General features: G+C 67.6%; 18 protein-coding genes. 8 read left to right on the top strand and 10 right to left on the bottom strand.

Translation table 11 applies throughout. The features are described from left to right. Positions 1-6 precede the first annotated feature (6 nt). The 3 genes from VXD91_RS07220 to prpD are packed head-to-tail and all read right to left on the bottom strand — an operon-like array spanning position 7 to position 3,544. Positions 7-1,125, bottom strand: coding sequence for a bifunctional 2-methylcitrate synthase/citrate synthase (locus tag VXD91_RS07220; protein WP_346415063.1), 1,119 nt, complete (start codon positions 1,123-1,125; stop codon positions 7-9). Further along, entirely contained in the window at positions 1,122-2,042 is a 921-nt protein-coding gene (gene prpB, locus VXD91_RS07215; protein ID WP_212807281.1) for a methylisocitrate lyase, read from the bottom strand. Before prpB ends, VXD91_RS07220 begins: the two co-directional genes overlap by 4 nt. After that, entirely contained in the window at positions 2,039-3,544 is a 1,506-nt protein-coding gene (gene prpD, locus VXD91_RS07210; protein ID WP_212807280.1) for a 2-methylcitrate dehydratase PrpD, read from the bottom strand. Before prpD ends, prpB begins: the two co-directional genes overlap by 4 nt. Positions 3,545-3,663: 119 nt before the next feature. Between prpD and VXD91_RS07205 the strand changes: the two genes are divergently transcribed. The 4 genes from VXD91_RS07205 to VXD91_RS07190 all read left to right on the top strand — a co-directional run bounded on the left by VXD91_RS07205 (position 3,664) and on the right by VXD91_RS07190 (position 6,915). Continuing rightward, positions 3,664-5,082: a short-chain fatty acyl-CoA regulator family protein gene (locus VXD91_RS07205; protein WP_346415062.1), complete on the top strand. Its 1,419-nt coding sequence runs from the start codon at positions 3,664-3,666 to the stop codon at positions 5,080-5,082. Between the two features lie 93 nt (positions 5,083-5,175). Further along, positions 5,176-5,643, top strand: coding sequence for a DUF4334 domain-containing protein (locus VXD91_RS07200; RefSeq protein ID WP_346415061.1), 468 nt, complete (start codon positions 5,176-5,178; stop codon positions 5,641-5,643). A 65-nt stretch (positions 5,644-5,708) separates the two neighbouring features. Then, positions 5,709-6,263 carry a TetR family transcriptional regulator gene (locus VXD91_RS07195; protein WP_346415105.1) on the top strand — a complete coding sequence of 185 codons (555 nt, stop codon included), beginning with the start codon at positions 5,709-5,711 and terminating at the stop codon, positions 6,261-6,263. Next, positions 6,256-6,915, top strand: a complete 660-nt coding sequence (locus VXD91_RS07190) for a (2Fe-2S)-binding protein (protein ID WP_346415059.1) — start codon at positions 6,256-6,258, stop codon at positions 6,913-6,915. The genes VXD91_RS07195 and VXD91_RS07190 overlap by 8 nt, the downstream gene beginning before the upstream one ends. On the opposite strand, the gene VXD91_RS07185 is transcribed toward VXD91_RS07190, so the two are convergent. Both VXD91_RS07185 and mhuD read right to left on the bottom strand, forming a co-directional pair. After that, positions 6,881-8,173, bottom strand: a complete 1,293-nt coding sequence (locus VXD91_RS07185) for a serine hydrolase (protein WP_231387997.1) — start codon at positions 8,171-8,173, stop codon at positions 6,881-6,883. The two genes, VXD91_RS07190 and VXD91_RS07185, sit on opposite strands and share 35 nt — an antisense overlap. A gap of 34 nt (positions 8,174-8,207) precedes the next feature. Next, positions 8,208-8,525: a mycobilin-forming heme oxygenase MhuD gene (mhuD, locus tag VXD91_RS07180; protein ID WP_020100898.1), complete on the bottom strand. Its 318-nt coding sequence runs from the start codon at positions 8,523-8,525 to the stop codon at positions 8,208-8,210. A gap of 42 nt (positions 8,526-8,567) precedes the next feature. Here mhuD and VXD91_RS07175 point away from each other — a divergent pair, with 42 nt between their 5' ends. Beyond that, positions 8,568-9,326 (top strand): alpha/beta hydrolase, encoded by a 759-nt coding sequence (locus tag VXD91_RS07175; protein ID WP_135356476.1) that lies wholly within the window; start codon positions 8,568-8,570, stop codon positions 9,324-9,326. On the opposite strand, the gene VXD91_RS07170 is transcribed toward VXD91_RS07175, so the two are convergent. After that, positions 9,327-9,527 carry a hypothetical protein gene (locus tag VXD91_RS07170; RefSeq protein ID WP_135356477.1) on the bottom strand — a complete coding sequence of 67 codons (201 nt, stop codon included), beginning with the start codon at positions 9,525-9,527 and terminating at the stop codon, positions 9,327-9,329. It lies immediately after the preceding gene. Positions 9,528-9,599: 72 nt separating this feature from the next. Between VXD91_RS07170 and VXD91_RS07165 the strand changes: the two genes are divergently transcribed. Beyond that, positions 9,600-10,571 carry a helix-turn-helix domain-containing protein gene (locus tag VXD91_RS07165; RefSeq protein ID WP_135356478.1) on the top strand — a complete coding sequence of 324 codons (972 nt, stop codon included), beginning with the start codon at positions 9,600-9,602 and terminating at the stop codon, positions 10,569-10,571. On the opposite strand, the gene VXD91_RS07160 is transcribed toward VXD91_RS07165, so the two are convergent. Next, positions 10,572-10,916 (bottom strand): hypothetical protein, encoded by a 345-nt coding sequence (locus VXD91_RS07160; protein WP_135356479.1) that lies wholly within the window; start codon positions 10,914-10,916, stop codon positions 10,572-10,574. Between the two features lie 99 nt (positions 10,917-11,015). Then, a complete protein-coding gene (locus VXD91_RS07155) occupies positions 11,016-11,903 on the bottom strand; it encodes an A/G-specific adenine glycosylase (RefSeq protein WP_135356480.1) in 888 nt (295 codons plus the stop codon). 37 nt (positions 11,904-11,940) lie between these two features. Here VXD91_RS07155 and VXD91_RS07150 point away from each other — a divergent pair, with 37 nt between their 5' ends. Both VXD91_RS07150 and VXD91_RS07145 read left to right on the top strand, forming a co-directional pair. Continuing rightward, positions 11,941-12,558, top strand: a complete 618-nt coding sequence (locus tag VXD91_RS07150) for a carbonic anhydrase (protein WP_135356481.1) — start codon at positions 11,941-11,943, stop codon at positions 12,556-12,558. A gap of 96 nt (positions 12,559-12,654) precedes the next feature. Beyond that, positions 12,655-13,455 carry a hypothetical protein gene (locus tag VXD91_RS07145; protein WP_167837986.1) on the top strand — a complete coding sequence of 267 codons (801 nt, stop codon included), beginning with the start codon at positions 12,655-12,657 and terminating at the stop codon, positions 13,453-13,455. 2 nt (positions 13,456-13,457) lie between these two features. Here the strand turns inward: VXD91_RS07145 and disA are convergent, their stop codons facing one another. Further along, entirely contained in the window at positions 13,458-14,537 is a 1,080-nt protein-coding gene (gene disA / locus VXD91_RS07140; RefSeq protein ID WP_346415104.1) for a DNA integrity scanning diadenylate cyclase DisA, read from the bottom strand. 75 nt (positions 14,538-14,612) lie between these two features. After that, complete coding sequence (gene radA, locus VXD91_RS07135; RefSeq protein WP_135356482.1) at positions 14,613-16,007, bottom strand: DNA repair protein RadA; 1,395 nt, start codon at positions 16,005-16,007, stop codon at positions 14,613-14,615. Positions 16,008-16,027: the final 20 nt, after the last annotated feature.

Genomic DNA, 16,027 nt, shown 5'->3' with positions numbered 1-16,027 from the left:
GCGCGCTCAGGCAATGGAACGTTGTGGTTGGCCCGAGTATTCACTCAGGGGACGGATCAGCGCGTTGGACGCCGCTTGTTCCATGATGTGCGCGGTCCAGCCCACGATGCGGGCCATCACGAAAAGCGGTGTGAAGACTGGGATGTCGAAGCCCATGAGGTAGTAGGCCGGCCCGGTGGGGAAGTCGAGGTTCGGCTTGATCCTGGTGGCGGTGAACATCTCGCGCTCCAGCACGGTGTAGATGTCCAGCCACCGCTGGCCGCCGCGGGCTGCCACCACCCGGTCGAGCGCCGTCTTCATCGTCGGCACCCGAGAGTCACCGTTCTTGTAGACGCGGTGTCCGAAGCCCATCACCTTCTCTTTGCGAGACAACTTGCCGTGCAACCACTTAGGGGCGTTCGCGGCCGAGCCGATCTCCAGCATGTCGTGCATGACGGCCTCGTTGGCGCCGCCGTGCAGCGAGCCTTTGAGGGCGCCGATGGCGGCGGTTACCGCGCTGTAGATGTCCGACTGCGTGGAGGTCACCACCCGGGCAGCGAACGTGGACGCGTTGAAGCTGTGCTCGGCATACAGCACCATGGACTGGGAGAACGCGTCGACGATCGCCGGTTCGGGGACCGATCCGAAGCACATGTTCAGGAAGTTCTCGGCGTATCCCAGCTGACTGTGCGGCTGGATGGGCGAAAGTCCTTGCCGTCGGCGGATATCGGCGGCGACGATTGTCGGCAGGACGGCGAACATGCGCAGTGACTTGGCGTAGTTGGCCGGAACGGTGCTGTCGTCCTCTTCCGGATCCTCGGCGCCGAGATAGCTGATCGCCGTGCGCACCACGTCCATCGGATGGCAGCTCTCGGGCAGCTTGGCCAGCAGCGAGTACATCGACCGGTCGATCCGCCGGGACGCCCGCTCGCGCTGGCAGAACATCGCGAGTTCGTGTTCGGTCGGCAGCTCGCCGTGCCACAGCAGGTAGGCCACCTGCTCGAACGTGCAGTGCGTCGCCAGATCCTGCACGGGATAACCCCGGTAGGTCAGGCTGTTGGTCTCGGGCACGACTTTGGAGATGGCGGTGGTGTCGACGACGACACCGGCCAGACCCTTGTGGATGTGGGGCGGTTGAGTGGTCATGATTTCACGTCCTGGAGGGTGAAATTGAAGATGTCGGAATCGAATTGGTTGTATTCGGCATAGCGCAGCAACTCGTACAGCCGGCTGCGGTGTTGCATCTGGCCGAGCAGGCCGGCCTGGGTTCCGGCGGTGTGGATTTCGCGCAGGCCCATCTCGACCGCGTGCATCGCCAGACGCAGCGTGGTGACCGGGTAGATCACCAGGTTGTAGCCGATGTCTGACAACCGCTGGGCCGTCACGAGTTCCGACTTGCCGAACTCGGTCATGTTGGCCAGCAGGGGAGTGTCGACCGCTGCCCGGAACTGCTCGAATTCCCTTGGGGTGGACAGTGCTTCGGTGAAGATCAGGTCGGCGCCGGCATCGGCGTAGGCCTTGGCCCGGTCGATGGCCGCGGCGATGCCCTCGATTCCGGCGGCATCAGTGCGCGCACAGATGACGAAGTTGGGGTCCCGGCGAGCGGCGACCGCGGCACGCAGTCGCTTGATCATCTCGGTGGCCGGCACGACTGCCTTACCGTCGAGGTGGCCACAGCGCTTGGGGTTCACCTGGTCCTCCAGATGGCAGCCGGCCAGCCCGGCATCCTCCAGGATCGTGATGGTGCGTGCGGCGCTCATCGGCTCGCCGAAGCCGGTGTCGGCGTCCACCAGGGTGGGCAGGTCGGTGGCCGCGGCGATCTGGGCGCTGCGGGCGGCCACCTCGGTCAAGGTGGTCAGCCCGATATCGGGCAGGCCCAGGTCGGCCGACAGCACCGCGCCCGAGACGTAGACCCCCTCGAAGCCGATCTCTGACACCAGCTTCGCCACCAGTGGCGAGAATGCGCCCGGATAGCGTTGCAGCCGGCCGGAATTCAGTGCCGTCCGCAACGCCACCCGCTTGTCGGCGGCCGAGACCCGCGAGCCGAGCAGGCCGGCGCTCATCGGAAAATCCCCGACGGGATCGTGGGCGCCTTGTCCAGCACGACCTGGTCGACGCGCACGTTGAGGGCGCCGAGGCTGCCCGGCTTCATGGCCGCAAGGCCGTCGACCACGGCCAGGAACCGGTCCTGCTCGGCAGGGGCGACGACGCCTTCGGCGAGCGTGGTGAACTTGTCGCGGTACTGCTCACGCCCGAACGGACGCGCGCCGAGCGGGTGCGCGTCGGCCACGGCCAGCTCGTCGACGATCACCTCGCCGCTCTTGAGCGTCACCACGGCCCGGGCGCCGAACGCCTTCTCCGCCGGGTCATTCGAGTGGTAGCGGCGGGTCCACTCCGGGTCCTCGACGGTCGAGATCTTGTGCCACAGCTCGATGGTGTCCGGCCGGCGGGCGCGCTCGGGCGCGTACGACCGTTCGTGGTGCCACTCACCGTCCTGCAGTGCGACCGCGAAGATGTACATCACCGAGTGATCCAGGGTTTCCCGTGTTGCATCCGGGTCGAACTTTTGCGGATCGTTCGAGCCGGTGCCGATCACGACGTGCGTGTGGTGACTGGTGTGCAGCACGATGGTGGCGATCTGGTCGACATCGCCGATCCGCGAACGCATCCGGCGCGCCAGGTCGATGGGGGCCTGGCTCTGGTACTCGGCGCTGTGTTCCTTGGTGTAGCTGTCCAGGATGGCCAGCTTGGGTTCACCGGGGCCGGGCAGCGGCACCCGATAGGTGTGCTCGGGCCCGGACAACAGCCAGGCGATGACGCCGTCCTCGCCTTCCCAGATGGGGGCGGGGGAGCCTTCACCGCGCATGGCACGGTCCACGGCCTCGATCGCGACCTTGCCGGCCAGCGCTGGGGCGTAGGCCTTCCAGCTGGAGATCAGACCCTTGCGGGACTGGCGGGTGGCGGTGGTGAGGTGCAGCGCCTGGCCGACCGCGGCATAGATGGTCTCGGGGTCCAGCCGGAGCATGGTGCCGAGGCCGGCGGCGACGGACGGGCCGAGGTGCGCGACGTGGTCGATCTTGTGTTCGTGCAGGCAGATTCCGCGGACCAGGTCCATCTGCACCTCGTATGCGGTGGCGATGCCGCGGATCAGGTCGGCGCCGCGGACGTCGAGCTGCTGGGCCACCGCGACCAGGGCCGGGATGTTGTCCCCCGGGTGCGAGTACTCGGCGGCCAGGAAGGTGTCGTGGAAGTCGAGTTCGCGGACGGCCACCCCGTTGGCCCAGGCGGCCCACTCGGGCGAGTAGGTGCCGTCGATGCCGAATACCGTGGCACCGCGCGGCGTGCGGTGCGCCTGTGCCTGGGTCCGGGCGACGGTGACGGGACGCCGGATCACCGATGCGGCCGAGACCGCGGCGTTGTCGATGATCCGGTTGACGACCATCGCCTCGACTTCGGGCGTCACGTCGACCGGATCGGCGGCCACCTCCGCGATCTTCCACGCCAGGTGTTCCGAGCGGGGGAATTCCTCCGCGCTGCGTCGGGTGCGTACCTCGTGTGTCTGCATGATTCGCACGCTACGCAGCTGATCGCGAGCCGGAAAGACCCTGTATTTGCGTAATTTTGCGTCCTTGGTGGTTGTAGTTTGCGAACTTTGTGTAAGCCGCGGGGGTTAGGCTCGCGGCAGTGGCAAAGACATTCGTGGGCGCCCGTCTGCGACGGCTGCGCGAGGAACAGGGCCTGACGCAGGTCGCGCTGGCGCGCGTCCTGGGTTTGTCGACGAGCTACGTCAACCAGCTGGAGAACGACCAGCGCCCGGTGACGGTACCGGTGCTGCTCACCTTGGCGGAGCGCTTCGATCTGCCGACCAACTACTTCGCGCCCGAATCGGACGCGCGGCTGGTTTCCGACCTGCGCGAGATCCTCGCCGACACCTCGGCGACGGCCGGCCAGATCGAGGAACTGGTGGCGAGAATGCCGGCGGTCGGTCAGATGCTGGTCAGCATGAACCGCCGATTGTTCGATGCCACAACCGAACTCGACGCCATGCACACCCGCGCCACCGTCGACGCGTCGGCGCCGTTGCCGCAGCCGATGCCGTTCGAAGAAGTCCGGGACTTCTTCTACGACCGGAAGAACCACGTCGGTGAACTGGACGCCGCGGCCGAATCGTTGTTCGGCCGGTTCGCTATGCGGCTCGGCGGTTTGGATGCCCAACTGGCCGACTTGCTGACCGCAGAGCTCGGCATCAGTGTGGTCATCGACGACGGGGAGGTGTTGGGGCCCAATGTCAAACGCTTGTACCGCGAGGACGTCGGCGTTCTCTACGTGGCCCGGTGGCTGCACCCGGGGCAGCGCGCATTCCAGCTGGCCACCCAGCTGGCGCTGTTGATGTATGCCGACCTGATCGCGGCGCTGGTGGCCGCCGACGACCAACTGAGCGCCGAGGCAAGGGAAGTCGCGCAGATCGGGTTGGCGAACTACTTCGCCGGCGCGCTGTTGATGCCGTACCGGCTGTTCCTGGCGGCGGCCGAGGAACTGCGGTATGACATCGACCAGTTGGCGCGCCGGTTCGAGGTCGGATTCGAGACCGTATGCCATCGGCTCTCGACGCTGCAGCGCCCCGAAGCCAGGGGTGTGCCCTTCATCTTCGTGCGCACCGACAGCGCGGGCAACATCTCGAAACGTCAGTCCGCCACTGCCTTTCATTTCTCCCGGGTGGGTGGCAACTGCCCGCTGTGGGTGGTGCACCAGGCCTTCGCGAGACCCGGGGAGTTCATCACCCAGGTGGCGCAGATGCCCGACGGGCGGTCGTATTTCTGGATCGCACGCACGACGACGTCGGCCCCGAGCCGGTTCCGGGGGCCGCGGAAGCGTTTCGCCATCGGACTCGGTTGCGACCTGGCGCACGCCGACAAGTTGATCTATTCGGCCGGCATCGACCTGGCCGACCCCGAGGCCGCGATTCCGATCGGTGCGGGCTGCAAGATTTGCGACCGCCCGGCGTGTCCGCAGCGGGCCTTTCCCTACATCGGTCGTCCCGTCCAGGTCGACCGGCACAGCAGCACCGATTTGCCCTACTCGTCCTCGGGCGGGCACACCTGAATTAATATCTGGGCACGTCAATATTCAGACTTGCCGAACCAGTTGGTTCGGGATTATGGTCAGTTTCCGAACCAATTGACTTGGGAGGTCCCTGTGGACGTCGATACCGCCCGCGCTCGTTTCACTGAACTGCGGGGCCAGGCTCATGTCGATCCCGCCGAGTTGGACGAAATCTGGGCCTCGCTGGAGCCGGTCCGCGCCGTCGACATGGTCGGCAACTGGAAAGGCGACGAGTTCGACACCGGTCACAAGATGAACGGCCAGCTGCAGGCGGTCCGGTGGTACGGCAAGATCTTCAAATCGATCAACGACGTCGAGCCCATCGTCTGCTACGACGAAGCGGGGCAACTGTTTTCGAACAGGGACCTCAGCCGGGGCGGCGCGTCGTTGTGGGACATCGAGTTTCGCGGCGAGGTGACCGGGACCATGGTCTACGACGGGCAGCCGGTGTTCGACCACTTCAAGCGGGTCGACAGCGACACCCTCATGGGCATCATGAACGGCAAGCGGCAGCGCACCGACGACAAGCTGTTCTACTTCCTCCTCGAACGCGACCAGTGAGGTAGCTGGCTGTTACCCTGGCGGATGCTATGAGAGCAGCCGGACATGCGACACGCGAGCGCATCATGGCTGCCGCCAAAGCGGAGTTCTCCGCCCTCGGATTTGCCGGTGCCCGGCTGAATCGCATTGCCGCCGAAGCCAATGCCAGCAAGGAGCGGCTGTACAGCTACTTCCAGAGCAAGCAGAACCTCTTCGAGGCGGTCGTCGAGCAGTGGATTCAGGACGCGCCGTACGACGCGATCTTCAAACCCGACGATGTGCCGGCGTACGCCGTCGCGCTCTTCGATTACATGGTGGCCGACCCGGTCGGGGCCCGGCTGCAGCGCTGGATCGAGTTGGAGGCCGCCGACGGGATGTTCGGTGACCACGTGCTGCGCCGCATCTTCCAGTCCAAGCTGGACCGGATCGCCGAGGCCCAGCGGAGCGGGATCATCGACGCGTCGTGGCGGCCGATGGATCTGCTGGTGCTGCTCAACGACATGACCTATGCGCTCGCCGCGGGCGGATTCGGTATCGACCGCATCGTCGATCAGCCGCTGTCGCCGGAATCCGCCGCCGTCCGGCGCGCTGCCGTCGCGGAGGCCGCGCGCCGGCTGGTTCAACAGCCCGCCGGTGACTGACGACCTGGCCGGGTTCGGCCCGTTCTTCGCCATTGTGCGGCAACAGGATTCGCCGTCGCCGCCGTGGCGGCCGATGGCCGAGCTCGTCGATGATCCGGACGCGCTGACCGCGCGCGTGCACAAGGTCAGGTCGGCGCTGATGGGCAACGGCGAGCCCGAGATTCGCGTTGCCGCGTCCGTCGCGCACCTGGGGCTGGTGGCGCGGCTGATCGCACCGATGATCGGCACCGCCGCTCTCGGGGAGCCGGCGTCGTGGTCATTGGCCGACCTGGCCTGGCAGGACCAGCTGGGTGGTCCCTATCCGCTGGCGGTCTCCGCGCGGCCGGCCGGCGGCGCGCCCGCAGTGGAAGTGCTCACGAACACGTTCGGGCGATTCGGCGTCAGCCCGAAAGTGTTGTGGGGCAACGTCGGTTCGGCCGCCAACAGTGCGGCCCAGCAGATCGGCAGGGCCCGGCCCGACTTGGCGGAGCAGGCGCGACAAGCGGCCGACGCGGTGCTCGCGGACCCCCGAGTCGACGGGGGAGTGCTGCGCTCGGGGCCGGCATTTCGCCGAAACAGCTGCTGCCTGATCTACCAGCTGGCCGGCGACAGGGCGGCGTGCTGCGGCGACTGCGTGCTCACCGCACCGGGATCAGATCGAACGCCTGCTTGATGATGCTCAGCAGCCACTGCGCCGCCGTCTGACCCTTGAACGTCGGCCAGGTCAGCTGGAAGTTCACCACCCACGGCTGGCCGGTGTGGTCGACGGCGTACCAGCTGAAACCGAGGTCGCCCGGCAGGTTGCCGCCCTTTGAGCCGAGGTACGGCCACTTGGCGCGGTCCAGGTCGATGCCGGCGACCTTCGACATGATGTCCCGGACCGGCGCGGCGGGCCCGACAGCGGCGGCCTGCACCGCGACGTGCTCGCGGCAGATGTCGGCGGCGCTGCCGTACCACTCGGCCCCGATGCTGGATGCCGGCGTCCGGGTGCGGTACGGGTCGGGCTCGTACGGCCGTGAACTCACCTGCTGCAACAGCGCCGTGCGCTGCGCCTTGTCGCCGTTCTTCCACTGGTCACGCACATCGGGCTTGCCCCAGCCGATCGAGAACAGCTCGTGCATGGTCGGGTACGGCGTCAGACTCGCCGGGTCGTGGTGCCCGGCGACCACGAGTGCCTCGTCGACCGCGGCCGGGCCTACCTTGTTGATCAGCATGTCGGTGGCCATGTTGTCGCTGACCGAGATCATCTGCTGGGCCGCCTCGTGCACCGTCACCTGGGTACCCGGCGCCAGGTTGTCCATGCCGGCCGAACCGAGCTTCTTGCCTTCGGCGGTGACGGTGACCTTGTCGTCCCAGCTGAGGGTGCCGGCCGACACGGCCCGCGCAACGGCAAGCAGCACATAGATTTTCATGATCGACGCCAGCGGCATCGGCTCGTCGACGTTGGTGCCGGCGACCTTGACGCACTTGCCGTCGACGACCTTGGCGACCTGATACGAGTAGTGCGCGCCGGACTTCGCGATCGCCGCGTCGACGTCCGCCCAGGACTTGACGGGCGGCGGACGCAGCGAGACCTCCATGCGGTCGACGGTGCCCTTGCCGTCGACGTGCAGCTGGATGTCCTGGTTCACGCCGTAGGAGTTGGTGACGTGCAGCGTCGACTGTCCCGCGCCGATGTCGATGCCGGTGAGCTTGAACGGGCGGTCCCACCAGATCCACTTCATCCGGTAGGTGATGTCGTCGACCTGGTCAGGTGCGGCGAGCGTCTTCACCCCGGCCGGCTCGATGGACCAGTCCGAGTTGAGCATGTCCATCGTCTGCCTGGACCGCATGCCCTGCGGGGTGCTCATGTCGATCAGCGCGCCGTAGGCAGCGCTCGATGGCGGCGCGACGGCTGCGGGCGTGCTGCTACAGCCGCCTAAGACGACGATGACTGCGCCGGCCGTGGCGAGCGCAGCCCGGGTCTTATGCCTGCTGGCCGGAACCAGCAACGTCCAACACAACCTCGAATTCGAGAAGTGATGCTCCGGTGGCGACGGGATTCGCCCGCTGCCCGGCGTGGGCCTCGACGGCCGGGCCCGTGGCCCACGCCTGGAACGCCTCGTCGGACTCCCACTGTGTCACCACGAAGTAGCGGTTCTCGCCCTTGACCGGGCGGAGCAGCTGGAACCCGAGGAAGCCGGGCTGGCCGTCCACTGCGTGAGCACGGTTCGCGAACCGCTTCTCCAATTCCGGGCCGGCGTTGGGCGGAACTTCGATCGCATTGATCTTCACCACAGGCATGTGGTTCAGGTTACCGCGCTAGTCGACAGGCAGGATGGGGCCATGACGACCGACCTGCTCACCGCCCGGGGCGGCACCGGCGAGCCGATTGTGCTGGTGCACGGATTGATGGGCCGCGGGACGACGTGGGACCGGCAGTTGCCGTGGTTGACGGAATTGGGCGAGGTCTACACGTACGACGCCCCGTGGCACCGCGGGCGCGGCGTCCACGATTCCGAGCCGATCAGCACCGAACGGTTCGTCGCTGACCTGGCCGACGCGGTCGGTTCGCTGGGGCGCCCGGCGCGGTTGATCGGGCACTCGATGGGTGGGCTGCACAGCTGGTGTGTGGCCGCCGAGCATCCGGAACTGGTCACCGCGCTGGTGGTCGAGGACATGGCAGCGGATTTCGTCGGCTTCACCATCGGTGCCTGGGATCCCTGGACACATTCGATTCCGGTCGAATTCGATTCGGCGCAACAGGTTTTGGATCTCTTCGGCCCGGTCGCCGGCCAGTACTTCCTGGACGCTTTCGATCGCACCGAGACCGGTTGGCGGCTGCATGGCGAGGCGGCGCACTGGGTGGCGATCGCCGCCGAGTGGGGCACCCGGGATTACTGGCAGCAGTGGACGGCAGTACGGGCGCCGACACTCCTCATCGAGGCCGGCAACGGGGTCGCGCCGCCGGGGCAGATGCGCAAGATGGCCGAGATCGGGCACCGGACAACGTATGTGGAAGTTCCCGGCGCCGGCCACCTCGTGCACGACGACGCACCCGAGGTCTACCGCCGCGCGGTCGAGGATTTCCTCGCGTCCGTCTGATTACTCGAATCGGGAACGTGCCGCGGCGAGGTCGTGCGCGACGCGGTCAAGGTCGCGGGAGTCTCCCACGTCGGTCCAGTTGACGTTGCCGAAACCGTTGCGCGCACCGGGATTTCGGGTGATGGCGCTCAACAGGGCGCCGAGTGCGAAGGGGGCGACCATGATCGCGACCATCGCGACGAGAGTCAGGATGGTGTTCATGCCGATAATTCTCGAATCCGGGGCAACCGAATAAACAGTGGCAGTTCGGACGGCAATCGATAAAATACTGCCATGATCAACAGTGTCTCGGTCCTGGTGATGGACGGAGTGGCGCCGTTCGAATTCGGCGTGGTGTGCGAGGTCTTCGGCATCGACCGGTCAGCCGACGGTGTGCCGAACTTCGATTTCAAGGTCTGCGGGCCGGTGGCCGGGCAGCCCGTACGGACGTCGGTCGGCGCCTCTTTGACCCCCGACCACGGCATCGACCAGCTGCTGGGGGCCGACCTGGTCGCCATTCCGGCCGTGGCAGGTCCGGTCTATCCGCAGGCGGCGCTGGATGCCATCCGCAATGCCGCGGACTCCGGTTCGATGATCCTGACCATCTGCTCAGGGGTGTTCGTCGCCGGCGCCGCGGGGCTGCTCGACGGCCGGGCGTGCACCACGCACTGGATGCATGCGGACAAGCTGGCTCGCATGTTTCCCACCGCCCGCGTCGACCGTGACGTGCTGTTCGTCGACGACGGAAATCTGATCACCAGCGCGGGAACCGCTGCCGGCATCGATGCCTGCCTACATCTGGTGCGCCGCGAGATGGGTAGCGAGATCACCAACAAGATCGCGCGCCGCATGGTGGTGCCACCGCAGCGCGACGGCGGACAGCGGCAGTTCATCGAGCAGCCGATCCCGGTCCGGTGCTCGGAAGGCTTTGCGCCGCATCTGGATTGGATTCTGACCAACCTGCGGCAGCCGCACACGGTGGCGAGCCTGGCCAAACGGGCGAGCATGTCGGGGCGCACGTTCGCGCGGCGGTTCGTCGAGGAGACCGGCCGGACGCCCATGCAATGGGTCACCGATCAGCGCGTGCTGTACGCCCGTCGGCTACTGGAGGAGACGGATCTCGATGTCGACCGGGTGGCGGACAAGGCCGGATTCGGTACCGCAACCTTGCTGCGGCACCATTTCCGGCGCGTCGTCGGCGTCAACCCGTCCGACTACCGGCGGCGCTTCGCCTGTCCCAATCTGGTTGCGCCGCAAGCGCGTTGACTAGCCCTGCGGCCGGCACTGCACGTTGACGTACACGGTGTCGAACTGACCGGAGTTGATGCGCTGGCCCCGGCCGTCGATGTTGGAGCCGGTCAGCCCGTGCACATCGGTCACCGAGCACGCCGACAGCGGGCCGGAAGTGCTGGTGTTGACCTGGACGTGATAGCCGCGGGACTGCAGCTCGTTGATGGTGTCGACGGCCGAGCCGCCGCCGGTCGGCAGCGCGGAGGCCGTGGCCGGGGCGAGTGCCGCGGCAGCGATTGCGGCTGCGGCGGCTCCGACGATGACGAGGCCGCGTCGATTGTTGTTTGCTTTCTGTTCACCTGAAATTCGGTATGCGGTCATGCTTCCGTTCTATCGGAGCATCACCGCATGTGGTACTGACTCATGCCGTTCTCATTGGAAAGCAGGCGGTTTCATGCCGTTCTCATTGAAACGGGGTTTTTAGCGCTCGCCCTCACCCGCGAGTGCGTACCGGTCATCGGCGGTCTGCTCGACCAGGCCGTCGACCAGCAGTGAGTCCAGGGCTCGGTCGCGCTGCGCGGTATCGGTGAGCCACGCCACATCCAACTGCGCCCGCGTCACCGGAGTTGCGCTGCCGCGCAACACATCCAGCAGCCGACCCCGGACCTGGCGATCGGTCCCGGCGTATTTCTGCACGGGACGCGTCGGCGCGTCCAGCTCCGGATGGCCGGCGCTGCGCCACGCGCAGACGGTCAACGGGCAGACGCCGCATTTCGGTGTGCGGGCGGTGCAGACGATGGCGCCCAGTTCCATCAACGCGGCCGAAAACACATGTGCCGTGCCATCTTCGGGCAGGAGCGCGGCGACGTCGTCGAGGTCACGCGAGCGTGCGGGCGTGTCGGCCACACCGCGAACCGCGCGTGCCACCACGCGGCGCACGTTGGTGTCGACCACGGGGACGTCCTGCTGATACGCGAAGCAGGCGACGGCCCGCGCGGTGTAGGCGCCGACGCCCGGCAGTGTCAGCAGCGTCTCGACGTCGCGGGGTACCTCGTCGCCGTGTTCGGTGGCGATGACCTCGGCGCATTCGTGCAACCGCTTGGCGCGCCGCGGATAGCCCAGCTTGCCCCACGCGCGCAGCACGTCAGCGGCCCCGGCCGCCGCGGTCGCGGACGGCGTGGGCCAGCGGGCGATCCAGTCCCGCCAGATCGGTTCGACCCGCGACACCGGGGTCTGCTGCAGCATGAACTCGCTGACCAGAATTTGCCATGCGGTGACATCCGGGGCCCGCCACGGCAAGTCGCGCTGCGCCGTGCGGTACCAGCCCAGGAGCTCGTCGGCGGGTATGAGAATTTGCCCTGAACTCATTGCGCGTCCGCTATGCGTGCAGGGCACAATGGGCGGCATGCCCAACTCGAACCCGATAAGCGCGTGGAAAGCACTGAGAGAGGGTAACGAGCGATTCGTTGCCGGTGAGTCGCTGCACCCCAGCCAGAGCATCGAGCGCCGTGCCGAACTGGCCGGCGGGCAGAAGCCGACGGCCGTCCTCTTCGGTTGCGCGGACAGCCGCGTCGCCGCCGAGATCATCTTCGACCAGGGTCTCGGCGACATGTTCGTCGTGCGTACCGCCGGTCACGTCCTCGACTCCGCGGTGATCGGCTCGATCGAGTACGCCGTGGCCGTTCTGGAAGTGCCGCTGATCGTCGTGCTCGGCCACGACAGCTGCGGTGCGGTCAAGGCCACCATCACGGCTCTCGACGACGGCGCGGTGCCGGGCGGGTTTGTGCGGGACATCGTCGAGCGCGTGACGCCGTCGATCCTCGTCGGCCGCCGCGAAGGACTCTCCGAGGTCGACGAGCTCGAGGCCAAGCACGTCAACGAGACGGTGCGCCTGCTGAGCGGGCGGTCGAACATCATCGCCGAGCGTCTGGCGTCGGGCAAGGTCGCCATCGTCGGCGCCACCTATCACTTGGCCGAGGGTCGGATCACCAAGCGCGACCACGTCGGCGATATCGGCGAATAGTCGGCGGAACTGGGGTGGCGAATACCACCCCAGTTCACAGACGACACGCCGGACCAGGTCAGAGCCCACCGCGTTTTGTGCCCTTACCGTGACAATGTGCCGGATCTAGAACCGCATGGCCCGCTGCCATCCCAGATCTATTTCCGTCGTCGGATGCTGGCGATCGGTGTCGCCGCAGTCGTCCTGCTCCTGGTTGTGATCATCGGGGTCGTCGTCTTCAGCAACAGCACGGGCGATTCCAAGGATGCTCAGCCCACCGCGAAGACGTCGACGTCCGCGACGCCGCTTCCGGGCGAAACACCCGGGGTGAAGAGTCCGATCGCGCCGCCGCCGAACGCGGCTCCGGCCCCGACGCCCACCCCGACCACCGCGGTCACGCCGCCGCCGGTGCTCAAGGCGGGCGACGACTGCCCGGACAGCACACTGGCCGCCAAGGGCATCACCAACCAGCCGACCTACGTGATCGGCGACCAGCCGAAGTTCACGATGGTGGTCACCAACATCGGCCTCGTCGAGTGCAAGCGTGACGTCGGTGCCGCCGTGCTGGCCGCGTACGTCTACTCACTGGACAACAACCGGCTGTGGTCCAACCTGGACTGCGCCCCGTCGAACGAGACCCTGGTCCGCGGCTTCAAGCCCGGCGAGCAGGTGACCACCGAGGTCACCTGGACCGGCATGGGCTCGGCGCCCAACTGCCCGCTGCCGCGTCAGGCGATCGGGCCGGGCACCTACAACCTGGTCGTCCAGCTGGGCAACCTGCGATCGGCCCCCGTGCCGTTCGTGTTGTCCGAGGCGCAGCAGCCCGGCGCGGGTGCACCGCCGGCGGGCGAGGCACCGCCCCCGGCGCCGGCGGCCCCGGCGCCCGGCGAGCCGACGCTGCCCGGCCCGGCCAACTGATCTCAGGCCAGCCGGTCTGCGATCGTCGACTCGGCGAGCAGCGACAAACCCTCACGGATGTGGCGGGCCCACATGGACCCGATGCCCTCCACCGACTGCAGGTCGTCGGCGCTCGCGGCGAGCAGGCCCTGTAGCGATCCGAACGACCGCACCAACAGGTCGACGTGTGCGAACTGCAGGCGCGGGATGCCGGCCATCGCCCGGTAGCCGCGCGAGCTCATCGCCGAATCCTGCGCCTCGGGCGTCGACGGATAACCGAAAACCCTTGCCAGCGTGGTGAAGTCGAGTAGCTCGTTGTCGCTCAGTGCGTCGAGCTCCTCGAGCGTCGCCGTCACCTGGTCGGCGGTCGGCGGGTCGGGGTTGGCGTGGTAGTCACGCACGATCAGTTCGCGGGCGGCGTCGTTGTCGCCGACGAGTTCGTCGAGCTGCAGCTTGAGCTGGCGGCCGTCGGTACCGAGCTCGACGACGTCGGCGTCGATCTCCAGGCTGATCCGGCGGACCATCTCCATGCGCTGCACGACGGTCATGACGTCGCGCAGCGTCACGAAGTCCTCGATCTCGGCCATCGACAGCTGCTTGCTGACCTCGTCGAGCCGGAACTTGTAGCGCTCCAGCGTGGCGATGGTCTGGTTCGCGCGCGACAGGATGGTCGCCGATTCCGGAACGACGTGCCGCTCCCCGGCGACGTACACCGTGACGATGCTCATCGAGTGGCTGACGGACACCACCGGGAAGCCGGTCTGGATGGCCGCGCGCTCGGCCGAGCGGTGCCGGGTACCGGATTCGTCGGTCGGGATGGACGGGTCGGGCACGAGCTGCACGTTGGCCCGCAGGATGCGGGTGAGGTCGCTGGAGAGCACGACGGCGCCGTCCATCTTCGACAGCTCCCGCAGCCGGGTCGGCGCGAACCGGACGTCGAGGGGGAAGCCGCCGTCGCAGATGGCCTCCACGCTGTCGTCGTAGCCCAGCACGATCAGCCCGCCGGTACGGCCGCGCAGGATGCGCTCGAGGCCGTCCCGCAGCGGCGTGCCGGGCGCCAGCTTGCCCAACGTCTCGCGCAGTGTCGGTCGGGCCAGATGCACGACGTTGCCGCGCCCGGCCCGGGTTCCCGCTTTCACCGACATCGGTGCACTCCTCGGTGGTTTTCCGGCCGGGCTCTACCCGGTCCGGTCCACATTCTCTGTGATCTTGCGTAACACCCGCAACGCCGCGGTGATGTTGTCGGCCGGCAGCACCCGAAGCCCGCGCGGCGGTGACTCGATTCCGGTGGGCACCACGGCCGTGGTGAAGCCGAGGCGGGCGGCCTCGGCGAGCCGGCGGTCCATGCCGGTGACCCGGCGCAGATCACCCGCCAGGCCCACCTCGCCGATGGCGATCGCGGTGGCCGGCAGTGGCAGGTCGGTGTACGCCGACGCGATGGCCAGCGCGACCGCCAGATCGGACGACGGATCGGTCAGCCGCATGCCGCCCACCGTGGACAGGTAGATGTCGTTGGTGCCGACGGGAAGCCGCGCCCGCTTCTCGAGCACCGCGGTGATCATGGCCGCGCGGGCCGAGTCGATACCGCTGACCGCGCGGCGCGGCGAACCCGCTGACGGCGAGCCGATCAGCGCCTGCACCTCGCCGATGAGTGGCCGCTTGCCGTCGAGGCTGACGGTCACCGCGGTGCCGGACACCGGGGCCGGCCGCTGGTCGAGGAACAGCCCAGACGGGTCGGCAACGCATTCGATTCCGTTGTCGTGCAACATGAAACAGCCGACCTCGTCGGCCGCGCCGAAGCGGTTCTTGACGCCGCGGACCATGCGCAGTGCCGACGCGCGGTCGCCCTCGAAGTGCAGCACGACGTCCACGAGGTGCTCCAGTGAGCGCGGCCCGGCGATGGCGCCGTCCTTCGTGACGTGGCCGACCAGAACCATCGCGATGCCCGTCGTCTTGGCCGCCATGGTGAGGGCAGTGGTGACGGCCCGGACCTGTGTCACGCCGCCGGTGACGCCGTCGGCCTCGGCGGTGGACATGGTCTGCACCGAATCCACCACCACGAGGGTGGGCTGGACTGCCTCGATGTGGCCGAGCGCGGTCTGCAGATCGGATTCGGCGGCCAGGTAGACGTCGTCGTGCGTGCAGCCGGTGCGCTCGGCGCGCAGCCGGATCTGCCCGGCGGACTCCTCGCCCGACAGATAGAGCGCACGCCGCCCGGACATGGCCCAGCGGTGCGCGACCTCGAGCAGCAGTGTCGACTTGCCGACGCCGGGATCACCGGCCAGCAGCGTCACCGAACCCGGTACGACACCACCGCCCAGCACGCGGTCCAGTTCGCTGATCCCGGTGTGGAAATGCCTGGTCGTGCCCGGATCGATCGAGCTGATCGGTACTGCGGGCGACGCCGGCGCGACGGCGCGATGCGTCGCGGGCGTCAGCGTGCTCAGTACGGCGACTTCGTTGACCGTGCCCCAGGTGCCGCAGTCCGGGCAGCGGCCCACCCATTTCGCCGTGGTGTGCTGGCACTCCGAGCAGCGGAACTGCGAACGTACTTTCGAACCGGTTCTGGCCATGCCGCGAACTTAGTCGCTGG

The organism is Mycobacterium sp. SM3041, assembly GCF_039668335.1.
Classification (GTDB): Bacteria; Actinomycetota; Actinomycetes; order Mycobacteriales; family Mycobacteriaceae; genus Mycobacterium.
Note: the sequence above shows the minus strand (reverse complement) of the source record. Positions and strands in the feature narration are given on the sequence as shown.

Bases quoted from the DNA above. Each gene is read 5' to 3' on its own strand.
- radA (WP_135356482.1), bottom strand. From the start codon at position 16,007: ATGGCCAGAACCGGTTCGAAAGTACGTTCGCAGTTCCGCTGCTCGGAG.
- VXD91_RS07155 (WP_135356480.1), bottom strand. From the start codon at position 11,903: ATGAGTTCAGGGCAAATTCTCATACCCGCCGACGAGCTCCTGGGCTGG.
- mhuD (WP_020100898.1), bottom strand. From the start codon at position 8,525: ATGCCTGTGGTGAAGATCAATGCGATCGAAGTTCCGCCCAACGCCGGC.
- VXD91_RS07170 (WP_135356477.1), bottom strand. From the start codon at position 9,527: ATGAACACCATCCTGACTCTCGTCGCGATGGTCGCGATCATGGTCGCC.
- VXD91_RS07150 (WP_135356481.1), top strand. From the start codon at position 11,941: ATGCCCAACTCGAACCCGATAAGCGCGTGGAAAGCACTGAGAGAGGGT.
- prpD (WP_212807280.1), bottom strand. From the start codon at position 3,544: ATGCAGACACACGAGGTACGCACCCGACGCAGCGCGGAGGAATTCCCC.
- VXD91_RS07175 (WP_135356476.1), top strand. From the start codon at position 8,568: ATGACGACCGACCTGCTCACCGCCCGGGGCGGCACCGGCGAGCCGATT.
- VXD91_RS07195 (WP_346415105.1), top strand. From the start codon at position 5,709: ATGGCTGCCGCCAAAGCGGAGTTCTCCGCCCTCGGATTTGCCGGTGCC.
- VXD91_RS07220 (WP_346415063.1), bottom strand. From the start codon at position 1,125: ATGACCACTCAACCGCCCCACATCCACAAGGGTCTGGCCGGTGTCGTC.
- VXD91_RS07160 (WP_135356479.1), bottom strand. From the start codon at position 10,916: ATGACCGCATACCGAATTTCAGGTGAACAGAAAGCAAACAACAATCGA.
- prpB (WP_212807281.1), bottom strand. From the start codon at position 2,042: ATGAGCGCCGGCCTGCTCGGCTCGCGGGTCTCGGCCGCCGACAAGCGG.
- VXD91_RS07165 (WP_135356478.1), top strand. From the start codon at position 9,600: ATGATCAACAGTGTCTCGGTCCTGGTGATGGACGGAGTGGCGCCGTTC.